This window comes from Stenotrophomonas sp. 28608_Sma, assembly GCF_056486185.1.
Genome location: NZ_CM151308.1, coordinates 4574208 through 4597123 on the forward strand (window position 1 = coordinate 4574208; position 22916 = coordinate 4597123).

20 protein-coding genes are annotated in these 22916 nt (G+C 62.5%); 6 read left to right on the forward strand and 14 right to left on the reverse strand.

The window, feature by feature from the left end:
- Positions 1-131 precede the first annotated feature (131 nt).
- Positions 132-1361, forward strand: a complete 1230-nt coding sequence (locus ACZLHH_RS21605) for a tyrosine-type recombinase/integrase (RefSeq protein ID WP_164227486.1) — start codon at positions 132-134, stop codon at positions 1359-1361.
- 194 nt (positions 1362-1555) lie between these two features.
- Positions 1556-2158 (forward strand): hypothetical protein, encoded by a 603-nt coding sequence (locus tag ACZLHH_RS21610; protein WP_164227487.1) that lies wholly within the window; start codon positions 1556-1558, stop codon positions 2156-2158.
- A 121-nt stretch (positions 2159-2279) separates the two neighbouring features.
- Here the strand turns inward: ACZLHH_RS21610 and ACZLHH_RS21615 are convergent, their stop codons facing one another.
- Both ACZLHH_RS21615 and ACZLHH_RS21620 read right to left on the reverse strand, forming a co-directional pair.
- Complete coding sequence (locus ACZLHH_RS21615) at positions 2280-4085, reverse strand: hypothetical protein (protein WP_478478741.1); 1806 nt, start codon at positions 4083-4085, stop codon at positions 2280-2282.
- 86 nt (positions 4086-4171) lie between these two features.
- Positions 4172-5313, reverse strand: a protein-coding gene (locus tag ACZLHH_RS21620; protein WP_087944428.1) for an IS3-like element ISStma9 family transposase whose coding sequence is annotated in 2 segments (ribosomal slippage) — positions 4172-5076 and positions 5076-5313 — 1143 coding nt in all. Because the reading frame shifts where the segments join, the coding sequence is not laid out codon by codon here.
- A 535-nt stretch (positions 5314-5848) separates the two neighbouring features.
- Between ACZLHH_RS21620 and ACZLHH_RS21625 the strand changes: the two genes are divergently transcribed.
- Positions 5849-6415, forward strand: coding sequence for a recombinase family protein (locus ACZLHH_RS21625; protein ID WP_164227489.1), 567 nt, complete (start codon positions 5849-5851; stop codon positions 6413-6415).
- Here the strand turns inward: ACZLHH_RS21625 and ACZLHH_RS21630 are convergent.
- Positions 6405-6743 (reverse strand): helix-turn-helix domain-containing protein, encoded by a 339-nt coding sequence (locus ACZLHH_RS21630; RefSeq protein ID WP_164227490.1) that lies wholly within the window; start codon positions 6741-6743, stop codon positions 6405-6407. The two genes, ACZLHH_RS21625 and ACZLHH_RS21630, sit on opposite strands and share 11 nt — an antisense overlap.
- A gap of 685 nt (positions 6744-7428) precedes the next feature.
- Between ACZLHH_RS21630 and ACZLHH_RS21635 the strand changes: the two genes are divergently transcribed.
- The 3 genes from ACZLHH_RS21635 to ACZLHH_RS21645 all read left to right on the forward strand — a co-directional run bounded on the left by ACZLHH_RS21635 (position 7429) and on the right by ACZLHH_RS21645 (position 10927).
- Positions 7429-7863: a hypothetical protein gene (locus ACZLHH_RS21635; RefSeq protein ID WP_478478742.1), complete on the forward strand. Its 435-nt coding sequence runs from the start codon at positions 7429-7431 to the stop codon at positions 7861-7863.
- A 171-nt stretch (positions 7864-8034) separates the two neighbouring features.
- The gene (locus ACZLHH_RS21640) at positions 8035-8868 is read left to right on the forward strand and encodes a hypothetical protein (protein ID WP_164227492.1); all 834 of its coding nucleotides are present in this window, start codon (positions 8035-8037) and stop codon (positions 8866-8868) included.
- 484 nt (positions 8869-9352) lie between these two features.
- Positions 9353-10927, forward strand: a complete 1575-nt coding sequence (locus tag ACZLHH_RS21645) for a sensor domain-containing diguanylate cyclase (protein ID WP_164227493.1) — start codon at positions 9353-9355, stop codon at positions 10925-10927.
- Between the two features lie 34 nt (positions 10928-10961).
- On the opposite strand, the gene ACZLHH_RS21650 is transcribed toward ACZLHH_RS21645, so the two are convergent.
- The 11 genes from ACZLHH_RS21650 to ACZLHH_RS21700 all read right to left on the reverse strand — a co-directional run bounded on the left by ACZLHH_RS21650 (position 10962) and on the right by ACZLHH_RS21700 (position 22755).
- Complete coding sequence (locus ACZLHH_RS21650) at positions 10962-11852, reverse strand: energy transducer TonB (RefSeq protein WP_164227494.1); 891 nt, start codon at positions 11850-11852, stop codon at positions 10962-10964.
- Positions 11853-11913: 61 nt separating this feature from the next.
- Positions 11914-13644 carry a bifunctional isocitrate dehydrogenase kinase/phosphatase gene (aceK, locus tag ACZLHH_RS21655; RefSeq protein ID WP_071229347.1) on the reverse strand — a complete coding sequence of 577 codons (1731 nt, stop codon included), beginning with the start codon at positions 13642-13644 and terminating at the stop codon, positions 11914-11916.
- 146 nt (positions 13645-13790) lie between these two features.
- A complete protein-coding gene (locus ACZLHH_RS21660; RefSeq protein ID WP_005419760.1) occupies positions 13791-14150 on the reverse strand; it encodes a hypothetical protein in 360 nt (119 codons plus the stop codon).
- Between the two features lie 53 nt (positions 14151-14203).
- Positions 14204-14620 carry a roadblock/LC7 domain-containing protein gene (locus ACZLHH_RS21665; RefSeq protein WP_049401646.1) on the reverse strand — a complete coding sequence of 139 codons (417 nt, stop codon included), beginning with the start codon at positions 14618-14620 and terminating at the stop codon, positions 14204-14206.
- Entirely contained in the window at positions 14613-15161 is a 549-nt protein-coding gene (locus tag ACZLHH_RS21670) for a GTP-binding protein (protein WP_164227495.1), read from the reverse strand. The genes ACZLHH_RS21665 and ACZLHH_RS21670 overlap by 8 nt, the downstream gene beginning before the upstream one ends.
- Complete coding sequence (locus tag ACZLHH_RS21675; protein ID WP_164227496.1) at positions 15154-16119, reverse strand: hypothetical protein; 966 nt, start codon at positions 16117-16119, stop codon at positions 15154-15156. Before ACZLHH_RS21675 ends, ACZLHH_RS21670 begins: the two co-directional genes overlap by 8 nt.
- 308 nt (positions 16120-16427) lie before the next feature.
- A complete protein-coding gene (locus ACZLHH_RS21680) occupies positions 16428-18650 on the reverse strand; it encodes an NADP-dependent isocitrate dehydrogenase (protein WP_164227497.1) in 2223 nt (740 codons plus the stop codon).
- A gap of 363 nt (positions 18651-19013) precedes the next feature.
- Positions 19014-19526: a hypothetical protein gene (locus ACZLHH_RS21685; protein ID WP_032130280.1), complete on the reverse strand. Its 513-nt coding sequence runs from the start codon at positions 19524-19526 to the stop codon at positions 19014-19016.
- A 44-nt stretch (positions 19527-19570) separates the two neighbouring features.
- Positions 19571-19864, reverse strand: a complete 294-nt coding sequence (locus ACZLHH_RS21690; protein WP_005419771.1) for a LysM peptidoglycan-binding domain-containing protein — start codon at positions 19862-19864, stop codon at positions 19571-19573.
- A gap of 219 nt (positions 19865-20083) precedes the next feature.
- Positions 20084-20902, reverse strand: coding sequence for an NADPH-dependent 7-cyano-7-deazaguanine reductase QueF (gene queF, locus ACZLHH_RS21695; RefSeq protein ID WP_132810899.1), 819 nt, complete (start codon positions 20900-20902; stop codon positions 20084-20086).
- A gap of 533 nt (positions 20903-21435) precedes the next feature.
- Positions 21436-22755, reverse strand: a complete 1320-nt coding sequence (locus ACZLHH_RS21700; RefSeq protein WP_164227553.1) for a M20 family metallopeptidase — start codon at positions 22753-22755, stop codon at positions 21436-21438.
- Between the last annotated feature and the right edge of the window lie 161 nt (positions 22756-22916).

The window sequence follows — 22916 nt, forward strand, 5'->3', positions numbered from 1 at the left end:
CAGGGCCTTCGGATTTCCGGAGGCCCTTTTTCTTGGTGGAATGCACAGGGTTGAGGGCATGGCGAAATTCACGACTTTGACCACCAACCTTGACCACCAGACAGCTCAATGCCCCTCCATCAGGACGGGATATGAGCAAGAATCGCTATCTGCAACGCCTCGGACACTCTTGGTACGTCCGTATCAAGGTTCCAACCGCGCTACGCGGAATCGTAAAAGGCACACACATCCGGCGTGCGCTGAACACACGCGACCTGGATGAGGCAAACCGCAGGAAGTGGGCGGTCATCTCTCAGGTGCATGAGCACTTCCAAGCGCAAGCCAGTAATCCGAACCTTGGTCTGGCTCTTGTCGTATCTCGCTCTAAAGCTATCGAGCAAGGTGCGACCTTCTCTCTCGCAGAAGCCAACCGGGAGAGTCTCCGCCCCTCAGCCGGCCTGGATGCGCTTTCAGAGGAATGGGCCGCAACTAGCAACCTCAAGACTGTTCGGTTTCAACGACAGCAGGCTTACAAAGAGTTGCGCTGCTACTTGGGGAGCAACCGCAGCCCTACGGCTGTCACGGGCGCCTTGGCAGCCTCGTATGTCGATGAAATCCTACTTGAGTCCAAGGACAGCCCCAGCACTCGTAGACGCAAGCTCAGTGCCCTAGCGTCATTCTGGGAATGGATGAGCAGTCGATGCTATCTGCCCAAGGGAACAAATCCCTGGAAGGGCTTCCGCATCCGTGCGGAGGGTGCATCAAGCACGCCCAAGAAGCGTCCGTACACAATGCCAGAGCTGGTCCAACTGTTCTCTGGAGAGCCCAGCTACCCAGCACTTCGGGAGGTGATGGTGCTCGGCCTGTATACCGGCGCCCGAATTGATGAAATCTGCTCAATCAAACGCGGGGATGTTCGCGTGGAAGATGGCTTCGTATACATCCATATCTGCAAGAGCAAGACAGCCGCCGGTACACGCACGCTGGCAATCTGGCATCCCATTCCCAAGGGACTGCTGATGCGACGCCTCAAGCAAAAAGAAGCAAAGACAGCCCAGCTATTTCCTGAACTGAAGGGGGGAGGCTATGACAACAAGCTCTCTTGGCGTGTGGGTCAAGCTTTCCGCTATCACAGAAACGGACGCGGACTAACCGGGGCAACCGATTTCCACTCGCTACGCAGGACGTTCATCACTCGCCTGGAGAACCTCGGCGTAGACCAGGTCCGCATTGCGAGGTACGTCGGACACTCCCTACCTACTCTCGCCTTCCAGCTCTACAGTGGTGGCGCTACCGAAGCCACCCAGGCCGCGACGGCCCAGATGATTGAGTACCCGCCGGATGTCGAATCTGCTGCTGCCCTTTTCATTGAAGACACGTAATCAAGTCCCGATGACAAAATCGAACAAGGGAGACTACATAGAAAGGTACCAACTTCTTTTTTGGTCACCCTGTGTCATGGCCATTGGCGTGTCACCTGTACGCAGAAGCTGTTAGTAGTGGTACTGACGGATTCTATAAACTTGCCTGACGAATACGCTGCCCATGATTTGAACATCACGAATGGAGAACTATATTGAACCTAGAACAACGCATAAGACTTGAGCGCGGCTATCTGCAATACCTGGGAGAGCACGAACCAGAGTACTTCGTAACATTGACCTATCGGTACCCATATGGTGACCGGGTTGCAGAGATGGGAATGAATGGGTTCGTCCTCAAACTCCTCAACAGGCTACCCAAGCGAGCAAGGCCACACTTTTCTGGACTCGTCTGTGCAGAGCGTCATATCGATGTCAAGTTCGAAGGCTGCTACCACTTCCATTTCCTGTTCTGGGGCCTCGACGAATCGTTGCAGGACGCCTACGCTTGGCTTCAAACCAACGTGATTCGTGCTGCATCTGCCTTGCACCCTAGACTTGCTGGCCCGCGATGCGATTGTGCCGAGGCAAAAAGGCAAAAACGACCAAAGACATGCAAGGGTGGCTTGAGCTGTCGAGGACCACAGATGTCAGGACCGGAGTGCGTTGCGGTCAAGCGTATCGATTACACCCCAGAACTCGTCTACGAATATACCGTTGAAGACGTGCTAAGACTGGACATGCCTGCTGGCGGTCAATTGCTTGATATCAGTCCATCCGGCGTAAAAGGAAGCCTCCTTGGTATCGGCCTGCTGTGAAGCCCCCCACCTCCGGAATGGGTTCGGGCATTCCACACGGCAACGACGGAGCACAAGGATACCGAGACCAACATTGCTGCCGACCAGCCCACATCTGCCTAGCGCTCGGATTGCGGGATACTCAGCCAGGCCTCTGACTCAGCTCTTCCAAGGTTGCAGCAAGCGTCCTCAACCCATGCATTGCATCAGCCTGCGCAACTGCTGCCAACAGTTGTTCCGAGACTCGCATTGCCATGACATCGTCTCGGTACACGCCAGCCTCTCGGGCCAGGCCTTGCGCAGCCCGATGCAGAACCTCCGGCGACACAAGCTGCGCCTGAATCACAGCCTCTTTGACGCGAGTTACAAGGGCATCAATATCCTTCTCACCGACTGCTAGCTCAAGGCCAACCAAACCGACCACAGCGATTTCCAGTTCGGCCCATCCGGTGGGAGCTTCTGACCTGGCAATAGACCAACGCAGCAATTGCCTCGTGGCAGTTAGATAGGCGCCGTTCGCTTTTGCCCTTCTAGCTTCAATGGCAAGCGTCATCAACAACTCCAAATAGCCTGCGGCGTTCGCCTGATGCGCCCCATCTTGGTCAGCGGGAACCCACGTAAGCATTGCAACAACCCCGTCCGCTTGGTCCAACAGGCTTGTGGCAATTTCTCCATGAGCCGCATCAGAGGCGAGCCTTAGAAGGAGCTTAGCCAACTCTACTGGCCAATTGAGCAGGTCGAAGACCAAAGAAGACTTCACTTTGAAAGCAGATAGCATCAATTCCTTCGTCGGGTGTCTGATGCGGTCAACCCAGTTCACGAAGTTCTTGACCGAATGCGGCCCCACCTGGGGGTGATTCTGCGAAGCTAAGCTCAACGTTTGAGCTAGCTGCGGCAAGAGTGAAGTATGGTCTGAAGTTGAGAAGTACGGCGACAGGTAGCCTCGATGAATACTCTCGATTGGAGAAGACTCTTTGACCCCCGCCATGATTAACATGGCTGCGGAAATGGCCTGATGATGTATGTCTTCAATTGTGAACTCTGTGCCATGACGGCTCACCACACCAACAAGGAGGTTGTCTCGTAGCTGTTCGACCGCTGTGTTAGTAACGGGTAGCAACTGCTTACCAGCGATGCCTGCCGCTGCCAACTGACCCAACGCCTTTATCAAAGACGAAGCATCTTCGGTAAGACCGTAGCTCAGGCAATGACGTGCTGCGCTACCTAACTGACGAACGCCCTCCATTGTCGCGTCGGGCATACCGTGAGAAAGCGAATCCAGAACTTGAGCACGCAAATAGCCGGCAGCCATAGCGGCGTGTGTCTTGGTTGCTCGCTCCACGTCGTACTGAATCTTCATGTAGACATTGAACACGTCATGCAATGCTTGAAAAACGAGAATTACCTGCCTTTCATCCTTCCTTGATAGAGCCGAAACTCCTGCACGCCGTAGATTCTCCAGCATGGAAATCTGAAAGCCATCACGGCTCGGCACGACTTCAAAGAACGGGTTTCCCGGAAGGAAGGTTTTTCCTTTGACGGCCACATAGAATTTGTGAACGCTAATTGCCGCCGTCAACATGGCCTTGAACGAATCGTGGTCGCCTTGCTCTGCCAACCTCGCTCCATAGTTGGTCATATGCCCCACAATTTCTTGGGCGCCCCTCTCCCAACCTGAATTTTTTGCAAAGAAAGCGAAGCGCTCGGCGTCAAATCCTTCCGCGCCCTGCCTCTTGGCCGAAGCAGTCAGGCTGTCAGCGAGAAACCCCCATCGCTTCAGACTGCGATTCGCCTTGGAGGCAGCGAGTTTGGATTGGACAGTGGGATTTACGAGGCTTAGTGCCCTCTGATAAGCCAGTACGAACGTCAGCAGAATGAGTGCAATGGTCCAAAGCGACCCAAACAAGTACCAAGTTGCCGTTTCCGGGCTGATAACGATGGTCGTCATTGCGATGAGAATGGAGCCTATCAGCGTGCCAAAAAAGGCCCCCAGCAGCCTCCTGTCTGAATCGCCCAGGGTTTTCTAGACAGTCGTCAGCCGTTTAGTGCGTACTGCTTCTCGAACTCTACCGGGGACAGCCCGTCGTTGGAACTGTGCCGCCGTTTTGGGTTGTAGAACATCTCGATGTACTGGAAGACGTCGGCCCGTGCCTCGTCGTGATTGCTGTAGATCCTCCGCTTAATACGCTCCCGCTTCAGTAGCTGGAAGAAGCTCTCCATCGCTGCGTTGTCATGGCAGTTTCCTCGTCGACTCATGCTGCACACGATGTCGTGCTCGCGCAGGAAGCTCTGCCAGTCTTCGCTGGTGAACTGGGTTCCCTGGTCGGAGTGAAGCAGAAGCCCGGGGCTTGGCTTGCGCCGCCACACTGCAGCCAATAGCGCCTGCAAAACCAGGTCCGTATGTTGAGTTGGTCGGGTTGCCCATCCAACGACCTGACGCGAAAACAGATCAAGCACTACCGCCAAGTACAGGAAGCCGTCGTACGTGCGGATGTAGGTGATGTCCGTGACCCACGCGCGATTTGGCTCACTGACTTTGAAGCCGCGAGCCAGAACGTTCTTGGCGACTGATCCAACAGGGCCGCTCAATGGGCGTGGTCGCCGACCGTAGCCGACCATTGCCCGCAGCCCCTCGCTCTTCATCAAGCGTGCCACGCGATGACGACTACACGTCTCGCCAAGCTCGCGCAGATCTGTGGTCACTTTGCGGTGGCCATACACAGAGCCGCTTTCCAGCCAGCTGTGCTTGATTAGGCCGAGCAACCGCTGATCGTCCTTGTCGCGAGCGCTTGCCGGCTCTTTTAGCCAGGCGTAGTAGCCACTGCGATGGACGCCAAGCATCCGACACATCGCCGCGAGGCCGAACTCATCTGCGTGTTGCTTCATGAAGGCGTACTTTGCTCTTACCCCTTTGCAAAGTACGCGGCGGCTTTTTTTAGGATGTCTCGCTCTTCAGTGACCCTGCGTAGCTCAGCCTTGAGGCGGCGCACTTCCGCGTTCTGGTCCTGCTCGACACGCCGGCCAACATCGCCTTTGCCTTGTTGCCGCTTCCAGCCGTAAAGACTATGGATCGACACGCCCAGTCGCTCGGCAACCTCCGCTACCGGACGGCCGTACTCAACGATCTGTCGGACCGCCTCGATCTTGAACTCATCGGTGTACCGCTTCGTGCTCATAACCACCTCCGCCTAAGCCATAGTTTATGGCTGCGAGGTGTCTACGGAACCCTGGGCGATTCAGTCGGAGCTAAACATACGAAACAGCTCCGTTGGCATCCGGGCTACATTCGTCTGCGTCGCGAACAGCACAAGGGTAAACACGATAGCGGTCGCGCCCACCATCGCGGAGCCTATGCCCAGGAGAACATTAGTTAGAGCCTGAAAGCCCTCCTTCGATGACAGGTGGGCCTGAAGCGTCTCTTGGTTGGCGGAAGTTCCCCATAGCGTCAAGACAAAGAGCCCAGCCAAGCCCGCTAGGGTCAATGCTGCTCGATGCCTTCTCAACAAGTTCCGAGTACGAATCGATTGCCTTGCGGCCCGAGCGATGCATAGCGTCTTAAGCTCCTCTACCTTGAGCAACATCCGTCCAACTCCCCCATTTACGTTTCAACCTCATCTCCCAATACGTATACATCTTGGGACGACCTCCCGCCCGTTCCAAAATTCATGCCAGAATGTTATTCTCACAATATCTAGAATTTATGAGACACCGATGGAAGTGATTGGCTATGCACGTGTCAGTTCAGCGGGCCAATCGCTCGACGTTCAATTGGACAAGCTGAGCAAGGCTGGGTGTAGCAAGGTGTACCAGGAGAAGCGCTCTGGTCGCCAGGCCGAGAACCGCCCTGAGTTGCAGGCAGCCCTGGAATATCTGCGCGATGGGGACGTGCTGGTCGTATGCCGCCTGGACCGCATGGCCCGGTCAGTACTGGACCTTGCAAAGATTGCCGACCGTCTGAGACAGAAGGGTGTCAGCCTACGAGTGCTCGACCAGGGTTTGGATACGACCACGTCAGAAGGCAAGCTCATGTTCAACCTTCTTGGAGCCTTTGCAGAGTTCGAGGCCGACATCCGAGCTGAGCGCCAACGAGACGGCATCGCGCTCGCTCAGCAGAAGGGCACCCAGTTCGGCCGCAAGAAGGCGCTCACGAGTGCACAGGAAGAGCGCATTCGTAGGCTGCGGGTGGAAGAAGGATTCAGTATTGAGCAACTGGCTGAGCGCTTCTCCATCAGCCGTAGCAGCGTGTACCGTGCCCTACAGACCGGTACTACGGCTTAAGGACTTCAAGAAGAGCTTCGCGCTTCCTGGCTCGGAGCGCTCGAAAGCGAACCAGTAAGGCCTCTTCCTGCGCATTGGTGGCGCGTAGCTCGCCTTCCTTGGTAGCCGCAGGGTCGGCTACGGCGCTCACTCTGCCGCAAATGAGTTCGTCCAAAGACCTGTTCAGGGCGTCACGCAGGTCAACCAAGACGCGGAAGCTAGGCGTTTCACGACCATTCTCCCAAGCCGAAATCGAAGCCTTGGTGACACCAATAGCAAAGCCCAGTTGCTCCTGTGTCAGGCCGGAAGCTGCACGCGCTTCCCGCAATCTATCGCCAAAGCTCTTCATCTCGATTGCCCGCTGAACTAGGCAACCAAAATATGGAGAGTCCACACCACTGTCGTTCGGCTACGCTTGACTCCATGTGTTAGGAGTAACCATACTTCAGAGGTGCGGGCATCCCGGACAAACTGACCCGGTCGGAGCATTTAATTGTTCGCGCGGGAAGGTGTGCTCGGATGTGCCCCCAAGCCCTCGCCTAGGAGGAATTAGAGGCGGCTCACTAGACCGTAAGGTGCTTGTGAGTCAATCGAAGCTTGCTAGGGAGGGATGCAGTCATCATTCGATTAGGGGACATCTGTGAACAGGAATGAGTCGCCCTCTGACAGTACCGCAACGTACGCGCTGCCCGACCACATACGTAAGAACCTAAAGAGGCACCAACGGCACGCACCGGGCATGACATGCCTGGAGTGCGGATACACCGGTCTCATGGGCATCAAATCCAGTTGGAAGCCGTGGTACGCGACTTGGTGGGGAAGCACGCTTCTCTCAACCGCAGCAGCATGCGCCGCATTTGTCCTGTTCGGTGGCATAGGAATAGCGGCTGCATTCATTGTGGGTGCCGTGGTGAGCGGACTGGCAATGTCTGGAAGCCGTGACATCTACTCCTGCCCGAGCTGCGAGGCAGACCTCCACCGCCGCTAAGCGGGCTTCTTTTCCCTTAGAACATCCCTTGCGCCAAAGGAGAACCATGCGCCCCGCTCTCCCCATCTGCATCGCCCTACTTCCCATCCTCCTCGCTGGTTGTGACCAGCTCACGGCAATGGGTGGTCCAAGCGAAATGGTCTCATTCGGATTCGTCAGACCCACGTCATGCGAGCGGCGTGGCCCTGTCAGCTTCAACTGCGTGATGCGCAATCACATGAGCGCTCCTAGAGAGGCCAACATGGAGTGCGTAGGTTTCGACGGTCAGAAACGCATGGTCGGTAGACCCAAGAATGTGCACGCAATGATGGGCGTTACCTTGATGCCAGGAGAAGAGCGAGTTGCCACCATCTTCTATGAGAAGGGGGTCACCAGCTTGGTGTGCGTAGACGTGAAGGACAGCATCCCAACGTTCAATCGGGTGGAAGAGCTGATTGCCGACCCGAAGGCCAAGGACATCACCTCAGTTCTTGCTCTGTAGCGGGCAAGTGAGGCAGCGGAGACCAAAGCAGCGTCCGAGCTAAAGGCTCAACAAGTTTGGCTTTTCGCGGGTTCGCGTAGAGAGGGACCCCTTTCATGGGGGAGCGTAGCTGCTCAGCGAAGCCCAAAAGCCATGTTCTTACATTCATTGCACTCAAGGACAACTCATATGATGACCCGGCTCGCCATTGCGGCTTCCCTCGCGATTGTCCCCATATCCTCCCCAGCACAAGGGCTTCTTACCGTCACCGGACAGTGGGAGTACCACGACGCATCCCGTATGGAAACGGACGAAGGACTCAACATCTGCTTTCAGTTGGATGCCGCCTCGGTGGCGCGGAATCCGCAGTTGCAGCAGTTGGGAGGTGCCTTGTGCCTGTCAAACCCCTCGGAAGCGGCCAAGCTTCTTGGGGTCGTACCGACCGCGCAGAAGTCAGGATGCAAATACATAGCAAAGGGAACGGCCAGCGTTGTGCTAGCCAATGTGAAGTTGCTGCCCGAAGATGAGATGTATGACGAGCGCATTGAGGCCCGTCTCATGCAGGTACGGGTGAATCGAGTGACCTTCCCACTTGGCAGTGACTGTGACCGCCGTGCCGATGCATCGAAAGGGTTCACCTCAATCCACGATGCCATCGCTGCACTGAGGACTCATCCAAGCTATGCAGGGACATCATCATCGGACTTCGTGCGCATAGATGCTAGCAACGGGTTCGCCGAACTCGATGCAAGCACTCAGATGTGGCTACCGCCTGGCTCCTCGAACACGCTGGTGACCCACTACGAAGGCAACTCAGGCTTGCATGAGTTGAACGTCTATCGGTATGAGGATGGCAAGTGGCGCAACGTGAGCAGAGATGTCCTGCCTGGCTATTCCGAGAACGCCAGCCAGTTCAAGGGGACGAACTTCTATTTGGACAACCGAGGCGGTAAGCCTGTGGTGAGGAGTCTGCCAGGAAAAAAGGCTTGGCGCTTCTCTGATGGCAGGTTCGTACTGGAGGGTTGACCCCCTCCAGAGCTTGAACCCGGACCTTGCACCCCAACCGGGCCTCATCTCGCCATTGCCCACTGGCCAACCGACCTCCGCACGGTGCTTCAAAACCGTAATAGACCCACAAAAAAGACTACGAAATCATGGGCTTGACTGTCTGAGAAGATGCGAAATCCTAAAGAAGCTCAGTGCTGCATCCGATGGATGAAATGGCCGCGATGGAGTTCCTGCTGGACAAGATGAAGAACACCAAGTCCAACGACGAGTTCTTCGGTTCGATGAAGCGCTGATCCACGGCATTGCATCGAAAAGAACCTGCCGCTCGCTGCGGCAGGTTTTTTTTTACCTGCAGGGCGACCGACTTCACTTTGCCGCCGCCGACTTTTGGCGATAATTCGCCCGATACCCTGCCCGGCCCCAAGGGCGTGGCCACCGATTCCCGCTGTCGCCCCTTCCGGAGAACCGGTCGGGTCCAGCCTCCTGCCGGATCCGTCGACGCATGCGAACGCTGTCCCCCCGCCTCAACCTGGGCAAGCTGATCCTCGCCCTGGCCCTGCTCAGCGCCATCATCGCCCTGGCCAATACCCTGCTGGCCAGCTACCGCGTGCAGCGCGACCAGCTGGTCGGCAACACCCTGGAAGCCAACCGCGTCTATGCCACCAAGCTGGCCGAGACCACCCAGAACTTCCTGCTGGCCGCGCAGCAGCAGCTGGCCTATGCCGCGACCCGCCTGGGCGAGGACGACCTTGATCCGAAGCAGGCCCAGGATGAAGCCAGCCGCCTGCAGCTGCAGTCCAGCAGCTTCAACTCCTCGCTGGTGGTGGATGCCGACGGCCTGGTGATCGCCACCTCGCCGCAGACCCTGCAGTTGCAGGGTGAGGTGCTGCACAGTGTCGGCAACAACGCGGCACTGGCGGCGCGCCAGCCGATGATCAGCGATCCCTACCAATCGGCCACCGGCAAGCTGCTGGTGTCGCTGTCGCACCCGATCTTCGACCGCCAGGGCCGCTATCGCGGCTATGTCAGCGGCACCCTGTACCTGCGCCAGCGCAGTGCACTGCACACGCTGCTGGGCAAGCACTACTACCGCGACGGTTCCTACCTGTACGTGGTGGACCGCAATGGCCGCCTGCTGTACCACGCCGATGGCAAGCGGGTGGGTGACTACGTGGTCGGCAACCCGGCGGTGAAGGCCGTGGTGCGCGGAGAACGGGGCGCACAGCAGGTACGCAACAACCGCGGCGTGTCGATGCTGGCCGGCTATGCACCGGTGGCGGCCACCGGCTGGGGCATCATCGCGCAGCGCCCGACCGATGCCACCCTGCAGCCGCTGTCGCGGTTGATGACCGCAGTGATCTGGAATGCGATTCCACTCGGCCTGCTGTCGCTGCTGGTCACCTGGTGGTTCGCGCGCCGCATTTCGATGCCGCTGTGGCAACTGGCGCGCAATGTGCAGGGCGGCGAGGACACCGGCAACGCGATCAACCACGTCAGCGGCATCCGCGCCTGGTACTTCGAGGTCGCCCAGCTCAAACAGGCGGTGCTGCACAGCTTCAATGCGCTGCAGGATCGTATCGGCACGCTCAACCGTGCCAGCCGCACCGACCCGCTGACCGGCCTGCTCAACCGCCGCGGGCTGCAGCAGGCGCTGGATGCGCTGCAGGTGCAGGGCATTCCGTTCGCGATCCTGGCGCTGGACATCGATCGCTTCAAGTCGATCAACGACAGTTACGGGCATGACGTCGGCGACAACGCCATCGTCCACATCGCCGACCAGATGCGCCGCTACTCGCGCGACAGCGACATCCTCTGCCGCGCCGGCGGCGAGGAGTTCCTGCTGCTGCTGCCGGGCATCAGTACTGAATCGGCCCGCCAGGCCGGTGAACGCCTGCGCCAGCACATCGCCGACCATCCGTTCGAACCGGTCGGCACCATCACCGTATCGCTGGGCGTGGCCCACTTCCCCAGCTTCCATGTCGACGCAGAACAGGCGCTGCGGCTGGCCGACAAGGCGCTGTACATGGCCAAGGAACAGGGCCGCAACCGGGTGGTGGTCTACCCGTACGCGGACTGACGCGGAGCCGGGCTGCCCGGCTCCGCAGCGGGTCTCAGCCCTGCGCCAGCGGGGTCAGCAGGCGCAGGCCGCGCTTGGCGCCGTCCACCATGTAGACGCCGCCTTCCGGCAGCAGATCGCTGCCGACCTGCTCGACCGGGTCCGCCTCGCGCCACGGGACGGTCTGCCGCGGCCCCGGAATGAAGGCGCGCCAGCGGCCATAGCGTTCCGCTACTGCATTGGGATCATTGTTCAGGGCGAAGTTCACCGGGATGCGAACCGTCCAGCTGTCCCGGGTGCTGTCCTCGCCGGTGGTCGGCGGCTTGAAGGTCCACGTGCGGGCGGTGCTGACACTGGCTCTGGCCAGGATGTCACGCATCTTGGCCAGGGTCCGCTCAGGTGCGACCACGGCCATGTTCACCTGCTCGGCGGCCACATCGGCCACTGTTCCGTCACGGGCCACCTTGACCAACAGCAGCACCTCACCCTGGCCACCGTTACGGTAGGCCACTTCCGGGTAGCGCGGCGGCGTCATGTGCAGCTGGGTCACCGAATCGGTAGCCTTCGGATCGTACTCGCTGAAGTCGACACTGGTCATGCTGATTTCATAACCGCCATCGGCCGCAGCCTTGCCGCGCAGGCGAACGCGCAAAGGGGCCCGCGTGGCCACCGCCTGGCCATCGCGCAGCGTGGGCTCGAAGCGCCAGCCACCGATGGTGCCTTCCACGAAGGAGGCGATGCTCGGGGCCACCATGGCTTTCTGGTCCAGCACCAGCGAACGGACCGCGCCCTCCGGCGTGACCTCGATATGACCGGACAGCACCATGCTCATTTCCGCAGTCGCACGTACAGCACGTGCGGTCTGCGCAGTTGCATCGCCTGCAAGCAGGGGGGCGCCGGCACCTACGGCCAGCGCGAGGGCGAGAAACAGTGGGGAACGCATCATTGCCGGATCCTTGGTGATGAACGGCGAGCCTATCCCAGTCCCAGCCGCGATGACAGCCGGTTCACGCCAGCCGGTGTGCGCCTGCGTAGGGCGGCGTGTCCGGATAATCACCCCGGGCGAAGCGTTCCTGCAGGCCCTGCCACCAGCCCGGGTCGAACAGGTGCCGGTAGTGCTCGCGCACGGCTGCCAGCTCCGCAGCAGGCAGGCCCATGAACGGACCGAAGCGCTCGGGAAACACGTCGCGCGGGCCGACATGGAACCACGGCTCGTCGGCCATCGCTTCCTCCGGCGTGCGTGGCTGCGGCCAGGCGCGGAACACGCAGTCGCTGACCAGGCACAGCTCGTCATAGTCATAGAACACGGCCCGGCCGTGCCGTGACACACCGAAGTTCTTCGGCAGCATGTCGCCGGGGAAGATGTTGTTGCGCGCCATGTCGGTGATCGCCTGCGCGTAGTCGAGCACCGCCGCACGCACCGCCTCGCCGGACTGCTCGCGCAGGTACAGATTCAAAGGACGGAAACGACGTTGCACATAGCACAGTGCGACTTCGACCTCGTCGCCATCGACACGTACGCTCTGCGCGCACTGCTGCAGCAGCTCTTCCAGCAGGGCCGGCGCGAAGCGCTCGCGCGGGAAACGCAGGTGGCGATAAGGCTGCGCATCAAGCAGGCGGCCGACACGATCGAGATTGAACACCAGCGCGTACTTCTCTTCCACCTGCTGCCGCGACATTGCCTTGGGCCAGGCGAAACGGTCACGGATCAGCTTGAACACCAATGGATAACTGGGCAGGGTGAACACCGCCATGACCATGCCCGGCGTGCCTTCGGCATGCACCAGCCGTTCCTGCGGATGCTCGTTGAAGTGTCGGAAGAAGGTTCGGTAGCGCTCGGTCTTGCCCTGCTTGGCACGTCCCAGCACCGTGTAGATCTCGTCGATCGGCTTGCCCGGCAGCAGGCTGCGCAGGAACACCACCGCGTCGCCCACGGTGCCCAGGTCAGCCTGGAAGTAGCTGCGCGACACGCCAAACAGATGGGCGACATCACGGCGCCGGGTCAGCACCGCATCGGCACGCAGGCCGCGCGCATCGTTGACCAGGGCAATCACGCATGGCGAAAAGCGATGCTCGCCGAACACGCGGCCAACCAGGTAAGCGCGGCGCTCGCGGTAGAACACCGTGTCGAGCAGTTCGATGCTGCGTACCGGCGTGTCCCCCCAATGGGCGAGATCGTCCTGCAGGCGCACGGCGATGGCCGCCGCACAACGCAGCTGGTGCGCATAGGGGATGTCGAAGCGGTAGTCGGCCAGCACGCGTTGCAGGGCCTCCACCGGCCGCGTCGGCGAGACCGCGTAGGTATGCCGCGCGACCGGATGGGTGATTGCATCGGAGGGCTCGACGTCGAAAGCAATGAATTCCAGCGCCGGGTCCACGCCGCGGGTAGCGAACAGGCGCCGCGACAGCGTGTTGTAGAAGGTCTTGTACAGCTCGGCGTCGATCAGGCCCTGCAGCAGCCCGCTGTACTGCGCGTGCACCTGCAGCCACAGCGCACGCTCGCCGATCGCGTCACCGGCGAGGCGGCGCAACGCATCCATCTGCTCGGCGATGCACAGGTCGTACAGGGCGATGCGCTCGACCGCATCCTGTCGCGCACCAGCCCAATCGCGCTGCTCGAAGCGCTGCCGCGCCCGCGCGGTGATCGCCGCGAAGCGGGCATGGTACTGCTCGAAACCATCGCGGATGGCACCGGCGATACGCGGCGCCAGCTCGGCAACGATGTCAGGCGTGGACATGCAGGGCTCATCCGGGAGGACCGGCTTCACCATACGCTGGCGTGTGTGATGCCGTCGAGCGCAGAGGTAGTGCCGGCCGCTGGCCGGCAGCCCCTGGACCGCCGATGGATCCATGCAGATGCCGGCCAGTGGCCGGCACTACCGGCTCAGATCGCCAGTTCGGCCTCTACGTCCTGCACCTTGCGCCGCGCCAGCGCCAGGTTGGATTTGGTCCGGTCCAGCACGATGTAGAAGAACAGGCCCTTCTTCTTCGCCACCGGGCGCATGATGTGGTACGCCTTGCCCAGCGAGATCAGGATGTCCTCGATGCTGTCGTTGAGGTTCAGCGACGCGGCGGTCTTCATCTTGGCGCGGATCACTTCAGTGTTGCCGGCGGCGGCCACTTCCATGTCCATGCCGGCACCGGCTTCGCCCAGCAGCATGCCGCTTTCGTAGTCGACCAGCGCCACTGCCTGCGCGCCGTCGATGCCCATCAGTGCGTTCAACGATTCATTCAATCCAGCCACGTCGCACCCCTTGTCGATGTTGGTTCGAGCCCCTCGTTCCCCTGCGGCCGGGCTCACGATCCGCCGAGTTCGGCCAGGATCGCCTGGCCACATTCCCTGCTCTGCCACAGCACCTGGCCGATCACGCTGCGCTGGTCGCAGGCCGCCATCAGCAGCAGCGGTGCGCGCCCTTCAGCCTGGATCGCCAGCATCAGCACCTTGCCGCCCGCGGCCTCCAGCATCAGCGTCTGCAGATCGCCCAGCAGCAGTTCGCGGCCAACTGCCGCGGCCAGCGCCAGCATCGCGCTGGTCATCGCCGCCAGCCGCTCACCGCGCCCTTCGGCCCCGGCACTGACCAGGGCGAAGCCATCGACACTGGCCAGCACCACCGTGCGCACGCCTTCCACGCGCTGCTGCAGGTCCTGCAGCAGCGGCTGCAGGCGCTCACGCTGACCGGCATCGGGCAGTACCGCCATCTGCCCGTCAGCCATGCGCCGCCACCAGTGCGTGCGCTTCCATTTCGCTCATCAGTACATCCATCAGCAGCAGTCCCTGTTCGCGGTCACGGGCATCCACGGCGAGCAGCGGCAGCGGCTGCTCGTCAAGGCAGGCACGGGCGGCCCAGTCATCCAGTGCGGCCTGCGGTGCCTGGTCCAGGTGGGTGACCGCCACCACCAGTGCCAAGGATGATGCGAACGGCTGCAGCACCTGCAGGTAGTCCTCCAGCTCGCTGGCCAGCCCGGCACGACGCGCATCCAGCAGCAGCACCGCGCCACGCGCGCCCTGCAGCAGGATCGGCCACAGGAAATCGAAACGCTGCTGGCCGGGTGTTCCGTACAACCGCAGGCGTTCGCCATTGGGCAAGTCGATGTCTGCGTAGTCCAGCGCCACGGTGGTGGACGCCTTGTCGGCGCCAAGGCGATCACTGTTGGCCACATCCGTGTCGACCACCGCGCCAACCGCGATGCTGCGTACCAAGGTCGACTTGCCGCTGCCCATGCCGCCCAGCACCACCACCTTGTGCTCACGCATTGCGTTCGCTCCCGCGCAGGTGCCGCCACAGGCGGGCAAGCAGGCCGTTGTCGGTGCGGGTGCCACCTGTCGCCATAAGCGGCGTCGCCGGTGCAGTCTGCAGCTGCGCGTAGCCGCACAGGTAGGCGGCATGGATGAAATCGCGTACCGCCGCAGCCGGCAACTCAAGCAGCATCACGCACTCGTCAACCGTGCACGCGCGCTTGAGCAGCAGCGAACACAGGCGGAAGCCATCATGGTCGTGGCCCAGTACGCGGAAGTCCGGCCAGCGCAGCAGCTTCACTGAAGCGCCACGCAGGCGTTCGTCCAATGCCTGCCAATGGCGGCTGCGCTGTGCCCACTGCCACAGCAGCGGTCGCAGTGGCTGGCGTGGCCGCTCACCGGCCAGCGCCTGCAGGCGTGCGGGTGTCAGCGCATCCAGTTGCAGGCGTTCGAAGGCATCGGCCAGACGCTCCACCAGCGCCGCAGCCGGTTCCTGTAGCAGCACGGCCTGGTCGTGCTCCAGATCCATCAGCAGCAGAGGCTCGCCCGCATCACTCAACAGTGCCTGCCCCTGTCGCAGCGGCAGCCGCTCGCGCAGCAGTCGGGTGATGGCATGCGCACCATCGGCCAGACGGATCGGTGCGGGTGCGTGCATGGCCATGGGCTCCGGTGCCAACTGCATGCGGCGCAGCGCGCGGCCGATGGCACCATCGTCAAGCACGTCCTGATGCCCGTCGCCATCACGCAGCTGGCCGCCGATGTCCTCGATCCAGCACTGCAGTCGCGGACGCTGCTGACGCATGCGCTGGGCCGCGTTGCGCAGCGCCGGCGTATCGCGGATGACCAGCAGATCGCAATCATCCAGGTCCTGGCTGCGGCGGATCTGGCCGTCCGGCAGGGCCGATGCCAGGCGCAGCCGCTGCGGCAGGGCCTGCTCGCCCTGGATGTCGGTTCCCACTACCAGCACGCGTGCCATCCGTGTTCCCCGTGCGGCCACCTCCCCGGTGGCCTCGCGTCGCCAAGGCTAGGGCATCGCCAGCGGCAGCCGTCGTGATCGACTGCTCAGATCGAGGGCGGTTGAAGGCTGTCTCCTATCCGTTCTGCGACGGCCATCGCGGGCAAGTTTCATGCCCCTTTGACGGCATTCCGACAGCCGATGGATGTCACGGTTCTGGACCCCGGTAGATCCACGCCATGCGTGGATGAAGGGCCGCAGTAATCCTGGCCCAAAAAGAAACCCGCGCCGAAGCGCGGGTTCCGGTGTCACGGCCGAGCGGCGATGGATCAGCCGCGCAGCTGCTCCAGCGCGGCGTTGAAGGTCGCGCTCGGGCGCATCGCCTTGCTGGCCTTGGCCACGTCCGGGCGGTAGTAGCCACCAATGTCCACGGCCTTGCCCTGTACCGCGATCAGCTCGTCAACGATCTTCTGCTCGTTGTCGGTCAGCGCCTTGGCCAGCGGGGCGAAGCGTGCCTTCAGTGCGGCATCTTCGTCCTGCGCGGCCAGCGCCTGCGCCCAGTACAGCGCGATGTAGAAGTGGCTGCCGCGGTTGTCGATGCCTCCCAGCTTGCGCGACGGCGACTTGTCGTTGTCCAGGAACTGGCCGTTGGCCTCGTCCAGCGCCTTGGCCAGCACGCGGGCTGCGGCGTTGTCGTAGCGGTTGCCCAGGTGTTCCAGCGACGCGGCCAAGGCCAGGAATTCGCCCAGCGAATCCCAGCGCAGGTAGTCCTCTTCAACGAACTGCTGCACGTGCTTCGGGGCCGAACCACCGGCGCCGGTCTCGAACAGGCCGCCACCGGCCATCAGCGGCACGATCGACAGCATCTTGGCGCTGGTGCCCAGCTCCATGATCGGGAACAGGTCGGTGAGGTAATCGCGCAGCACGTTGCCGGTCACCGAGATGGTGTCCTCGCCCTTGCGGATGCGGTCCAGCGAGAACGCGGTGGCTTCCACCGGCGGAAGGATGCGGATATCCAGGCCGCTGGTGTCGTGGTTCTTCAGGTACTGCTCGACCTTGGCGATGACCTGCGCGTCGTGGGCGCGGGCGGCATCGAGCCAGAACACGGCCGGGGTGCTGCTCAGGCGGGCGCGTTCGACGGCCAGCTTGACCCAGTCCTGGATCGGCGCGTCCTTGGTCTGGCACATGCGCCAGATGTCACCGGCTTCCACGGCGTGCTCGAACACCACGGTGCCGGCATCGTCAGTGACCTTGACCACGCCATCAGCAGCGATCTGGAAGGTCTTGTCGTGCGAGCCGTACTCTTCGGCCTTCTGCGCCATCAGGCCGACGTTCGGCACCGAACCCATGGTGGCCGGATCGAAGGCGCCGTGCGCCTTGCAGTCGTCGATGACGGCCTGGTACACGCCGGCGTAGCAGCGATCCGGAATGACCGCCTTGGTGTCCTGCAGCTTGCCTTCGGCGTTCCACATCTTGCCGGAGTCGCGGATCATCGCCGGCATCGAGGCGTCGACGATCACGTCGCTCGGCACGTGCAGGTTGGTGATGCCCTTGTCCGAGTTGACCATGGCCACGCCCGGACGCTGTGCGTACTCGGCGGCAAGGTCGGCTTCGATCGCAGCGCGGGTGGCTTCCGGCAGCGACGGCAGGCGTGCGGCCAGGTCACCGATGCCGTTGTTGGCATCGAAACCCGCCTGCTTGAGCACGTCGGCGTGCTTGGCCAGCACGTCCTTGTAGAACTCGTTGACCGCCACGCCGAACATGATCGGGTCGGAGACCTTCATCATGGTCGCCTTCAGGTGCAGCGAGAACAGCACGCCCTGCGCCTTGGCATCGGCGATCTGCTCGCCGATGAAGGCGGCCAGTGCCTTGCGGCTCATGACGGCGGCGTCGACGATCTCGCCGGCCTTCACCGCGGTCTTTTCCTTCAGCACGACGGAGCTGTCGTCCTTGCCGTGGAAGGTGATCTTCAGCGAACCGGCGTTGGCCAGGGTGGCCGACTTTTCGCTGCCGTAGAAATCACCGGCAGCCATGTGCGCGACGTGCGACTTCGAATCCGAGGCCCAGGCGCCCATGCGGTGCGGGTGCTTGCGCGCATAGTTCTTCACCGACAGCGGTGCGCGGCGGTCGGAGTTGCCTTCGCGCAGCACCGGGTTCACCGCGCTGCCCTTGACCTTGTCATAGCGCGCCTTGTAGTCGCGCTGCTGGTCGTCGGCCGGGGTTTCCGGGTAATCCGGCAGCGGATAGCCCTGGTCCTGCAGTTCCTTGATGGCCGCCTTCAGCTGCGGCACCGAAGCGGAGATGTTCGGCAGCTTGATGATGTTGGCGTCCGGGGTGGTCGCCAGCTGGCCCAGCTCGGCCAGGTCGTCGCTGACCTTCTGCGCGTCGCTCAGCAGTTCCGGGAACAGCGACAGGATGCGGCCGGACAGCGAGATGTCACGGGTTTCCACCGCGATGCCGGCAGTGGAGGTATAGGCGTCGACGATCGGCAGCAGCGACTGGGTGGCCAGGAACGGTGCTTCGTCGGTCAGCGTGTAGAGGATCTTGGACATGGGGGACTTGGACTCTGTAGCAATGCTCAGGGGAAGGCCGGCGCCAGCGCCGGGCCACGTGCAACCGTGTCGCGCGCGAGGCCGGGCCCCGCGCTTTCCCCCGTCGCCGTCAGGGTGGGCGCGCGGCGGGGAAACCCCTGCATTGTCGCGTTTTCAGCCGCGCGGGGCAAAGCCGCGCCATACGCGGCGGTACTGCGTGCCGGCAACGCTGTGATCCATCCACGCACGGTGTGGATGAAGCACGGCCCGGTTGTCAGTAGATCCACGCCATGCGTGGATAGCGCCAACCGTCGCCCAACAAAAAAGGACGCAGCCTCGCGGCTGCGTCCATCGTGAGCCCTGCCGGGAGAGAGTCGGCAGGACTTACTTGACCTCGAACTCCTGCGGCGTTCCGGCCGCCTTGCCATCGACGGTGACTTCGGCGCGGTACTTGCCGGCCGGCCAGCCCTTTGCATTCTTGAAGGTGACGTTGGTGGTTTCCGCACCGCTGGTGTTCAGGGTGGCGTTCTGTTCGCCGGCCACCTGGCCGTCCTGGTAGGTCAGCTTCGCGCCAACGGTGACGTTGTTGGCGGCACCGTCGGTCTTGACCGAGACGATGACGTCATCCTTCGGTGCGAACAATGCTGTCGTTGCAACCGACTTGTCGGCGGCTGCGGTCTTGCCAACGGTGACGGCCGAGACGCTGACGGCAGCGGCTTCTGCCATCGGCGGCGGTGCGCCGGTCATCGGCGCCGGTGCTGCCGGTTCGGCCGGAGCGGTCGCTGCCGGGGCGGCGTTGCTGTCGGTCGACTCTTCTTTCTTCTTGCAACCGACCAGGGCAACGCTGCCCAGCAGGGCGGCAATCAGGGCGGTCTGGAGCGGGGTGGTCTTGATCATTCGGGGTTCCTCCCAGGGATTGTCGGACGGCGTTCGATCGCCGTTTACTTCGGCGGCAGTTTCAGGGTCTGGCCCGGGAAGATCTTGTCCGGGTCGTCAAGCACATCGCGATTGGCTTCGAAGATCTTCTTCCAGGCATTGGCGTCGCCCAGATGCTGCTTGGCGATCTTCGACAACGAGTCACCCTTCTGCACGGTGTAGGTGCCGCCGCTGACGACGTCTGCGGTGCTGTCCACCGAAGCGCTGACGCCAGAGAAGTCCGCCTTCGGCACCTGCTCGGCGGTACTGTCGACGCTGCCACTGACGCCGGAGAAATCGGCTTTCTTCTCGGTACTCATCCACAACTCCCGTCTGCATGACTACGTGGTTCGCACGTTGCCATGGCGGTTGTTAAATGGGGATGGTGCAGATGTGAAGCCGCCCCCGGGGGCGGCTGAACAATCGGGAGAGACGGTGCCCGGTAGTGCCGGCCGCTGGCCGGCTTGCACTGGCCCTGGATGCGGGTTCCCTGCGGTTGCCGGCCAGCGGCCGGCATTACCCGTAACCGTCTGCGGCGGTTATTGCCGCAGTTCGCGGTAGGTCGCGGCCGGGGCAGCGATGCCGGGGCTGGCGCGCCAGGGATTGATGTCCAGGCCACCACGGCGGGTATAGCGGGCCTCCACTTCCAGCCACTGCGGCTGGCAGCGGGCGGACACTTCGCTGAAGATCCGCTCAACGCACTGCTCGTGGAACTCGGCGTGCTCGCGGTAGCTGACCAGGTAGCGCAGCAGGCCCGCGCGGTCGATCTTCGGCCCACGGTAACGCAGGCTGACCGTGGCCCAGTCCGGCTGGCCGGTGACCGGGCAGTTGGACTTCAGCAGCGACGAGACCAGGGTCTCCTCCACCACTTCGCCCGCGTCGGCAGTCAGAAAGTCCGCCTGCGGCGGGCCGTAGCAGTCGATCTCCACGTCCAGTCCGTCGATGGATTCACCGAGCGGCGTCTCACGCAGACCCGGCAGGCCGAACTCGATCTGGACCGGCGCACCGGCGCAGGCAGACAGGTCGTCGACGATGCGCGCGCGCAGTGCCTCGGCGCTGTCGATACGGGTGCTGTTGAGGGAATTCAGGTACAGCTTGAACGACTTCGATTCGATCAGCCGCGGCGAGGTGCACGGCACCTGCACGGTGGCGACGGCGACCTGCGGCTTGCCACGCGTGTCGAGCCAGCTCAGCTCGAAGGCATGCCAGCGGTCATGGCCGACGAACGGCAGCGCGGCGTCGTCGAGGCCGATCTCGGCGCGGGCACCGCTGCGGGGGATGGGAAACAGCAGGCCGGGATCGTACTGCGACGGGTAACTGACCTCGCGACCGAGGCTGGAATCCTGTGGGGTGTTCATGGGGGTCATTGTATCGCGCGGAGGGCGGGCCTTCGGCCGGGCCGGCCAACGGCGGAGCCCCTCCGTGGTGGGTGGGTCGCGGGAAGCCCCGACTCCCGGATGCGGGCCGGGCGGGTGGGGCTGGCGGGGACGCCGTGAATCCGTCCCTGGAGGCTTAGCCGCGCCATCCATGGCGCGGATACCCCGCCATCCCCACCCGCCCGGCCCCCGGACACATTTCTGCCGCCGATCCACCACGGGAAAGATCAGAAAAATCAAAATCAAAAGCCGATGCTTCAGACGTTCATGACGTCCGCCGTGTCGACCAAGGTCGACACCCACCAACAGCCGCGTGAACCTGTCGGGGGCGGGGCGATGTGGGCCTGCAGGACCGTTGGCGCCATGGATGGCGCCATCGAGCCCCCATGGACGGGTTTACGGCGTGTCCTGCAGGCCCACACCGCCCCGCCCAACCAACAGAAATCCAGCACCGCTTTTGCCGTTGACGTTGCCGTTGCTTCGGCGGGGGCGGGGCGCAGCCCTGCCGGAAACCCTCACCCCGCAGGAGTGCCGGCACCGTTCAAGTAATCCAGGCTCACCTGCAGCAGCGCGCGCAGTCCCACATCCAGCGCCTTCTCATCCAGCAGGAACTTCGGTGAATGATTCGCCGGTGCCGTCGCCGGGTCGATGCCCGCGCTGGTCGAACCGACGAAGAAGAACATCCCCGGCACTTCCTTCGCGTACAGCGAGAAATCCTCCGCACCCATCTGCAGCGGTGGCTCGTACACGTTGTCCTTGCCCACCATCGCCTGCAGGCTCGGCAGCATCTTCGCGGTCAGCGCCGGGTCGTTCACCGTGGCCGGATTGCCCTCCGACTCGTAGATGTCCGTCACCGCCCTGGCACCGTGCGCAGCGGCGGTGTGCTCGGCCACGTTGCGCAGGTCGGCGAAGATCTGCTGCCGCATGCCTTCGTCGAAGGTACGGATGGTGCCGACCATTTCCACTTCATCCGGAATGATGTTGTAGCGGATGCCACCGTTGATCGCGCCGAAGGTCAGCACCGCCGGCTGCTTGGACAGGTTCGCGCGGCGGCTGACGATGGTCTGCGCGGTGCCAACCAGGTCAGCGGTGGCCACGATCGGATCAACACCATTCCACGGCGCCGAGCCATGCGTCTGCCGACCGATCACCTTGATCCCGAAACGATCCGAAGCCGCCATCAACGGGCCACCACGCACCGCGATCTGCCCGGCCTGCACGCTGGAGAAGACGTGCAGGCCGAACACGGCTTCCGGCTTGAAGTCGGCGAACAGGCCTTCCTTCAGCATCAGGGCAGCACCACCCTCTTCCGGCGGCGGTGCACCCTCTTCGGCCGGCTGGAAGATCAGCATCACCTGGCCCGACAGATCCTTCTTCATCGACACCAGTGCCTCGGCCACGCCGAGCAGGGTGGCGGTGTGCGCGTCATGGCCGCAGGCATGCATTACGCCCACGGTCTGCCCACGGTACTGGTCGGTGGCTTTCGAGGCGAACGGCAGGCCGGTCTGTTCGGTCACCGGCAGCGCGTCCATGTCCGCGCGCAGGGCGATCTTCGGCCCGGGCTTGCCACCTTCGATGATCGCCACCACGCCGTGGTGGGCGATGCCGGTCTTCGGCTTCAGGCCCATCGCACGCAGGCGCTTGGCGACCTCGGCCGAGGTGCGCACCTCACGGTTGGACAGTTCCGGGTGCTGGTGGAAATCGCGCCGCCATTCCACCACCTTGGCCTGCAGCCGCTGGGCGGCAGCGGTCACCTCCGGGCGCTGCCCGTCCTGGGCGTGGGCAAGAGCCGGCAAGGCCAGCAGCAGGGCGGACAGCAGCAACGAACGGCGCATCACGATCTCCACGGCAGGGGTTCCAGCTGAATGTAGGGCAACACCGCCGCTACGGGAACCTCCGCGGCCGGATCCGGTCTTAGCGCCCGTCCCATCCGTCATGCAGGAAACGTGATGTGGCGCAGGTATGCTTTGCGCATTGCCAACCGGGGCCGTGCCCC

Coding starts and splice junctions, on each gene's coding strand:
- ACZLHH_RS21605 (WP_164227486.1), top strand. CDS start 132: ATGAGCAAGAATCGCTATCTGCAACGCCTCGGACACTCTTGGTACGTC.
- ACZLHH_RS21615 (WP_478478741.1), bottom strand. CDS start 4,085: ATGACGACCATCGTTATCAGCCCGGAAACGGCAACTTGGTACTTGTTT.
- ACZLHH_RS21625 (WP_164227489.1), top strand. CDS start 5,849: ATGGAAGTGATTGGCTATGCACGTGTCAGTTCAGCGGGCCAATCGCTC.
- ACZLHH_RS21630 (WP_164227490.1), bottom strand. CDS start 6,743: ATGAAGAGCTTTGGCGATAGATTGCGGGAAGCGCGTGCAGCTTCCGGC.
- ACZLHH_RS21635 (WP_478478742.1), top strand. CDS start 7,429: ATGCGCCCCGCTCTCCCCATCTGCATCGCCCTACTTCCCATCCTCCTC.
- ACZLHH_RS21640 (WP_164227492.1), top strand. CDS start 8,035: ATGACCCGGCTCGCCATTGCGGCTTCCCTCGCGATTGTCCCCATATCC.
- ACZLHH_RS21645 (WP_164227493.1), top strand. CDS start 9,353: ATGCGAACGCTGTCCCCCCGCCTCAACCTGGGCAAGCTGATCCTCGCC.
- ACZLHH_RS21650 (WP_164227494.1), bottom strand. CDS start 11,852: ATGATGCGTTCCCCACTGTTTCTCGCCCTCGCGCTGGCCGTAGGTGCC.
- aceK (WP_071229347.1), bottom strand. CDS start 13,644: ATGTCCACGCCTGACATCGTTGCCGAGCTGGCGCCGCGTATCGCCGGT.
- ACZLHH_RS21665 (WP_049401646.1), bottom strand. CDS start 14,620: ATGGCTGACGGGCAGATGGCGGTACTGCCCGATGCCGGTCAGCGTGAG.
- ACZLHH_RS21670 (WP_164227495.1), bottom strand. CDS start 15,161: ATGCGTGAGCACAAGGTGGTGGTGCTGGGCGGCATGGGCAGCGGCAAG.
- ACZLHH_RS21675 (WP_164227496.1), bottom strand. CDS start 16,119: ATGGCACGCGTGCTGGTAGTGGGAACCGACATCCAGGGCGAGCAGGCC.
- ACZLHH_RS21680 (WP_164227497.1), bottom strand. CDS start 18,650: ATGTCCAAGATCCTCTACACGCTGACCGACGAAGCACCGTTCCTGGCC.
- ACZLHH_RS21685 (WP_032130280.1), bottom strand. CDS start 19,526: ATGATCAAGACCACCCCGCTCCAGACCGCCCTGATTGCCGCCCTGCTG.
- ACZLHH_RS21690 (WP_005419771.1), bottom strand. CDS start 19,864: ATGAGTACCGAGAAGAAAGCCGATTTCTCCGGCGTCAGTGGCAGCGTC.
- queF (WP_132810899.1), bottom strand. CDS start 20,902: ATGAACACCCCACAGGATTCCAGCCTCGGTCGCGAGGTCAGTTACCCG.
- ACZLHH_RS21700 (WP_164227553.1), bottom strand. CDS start 22,755: ATGCGCCGTTCGTTGCTGCTGTCCGCCCTGCTGCTGGCCTTGCCGGCT.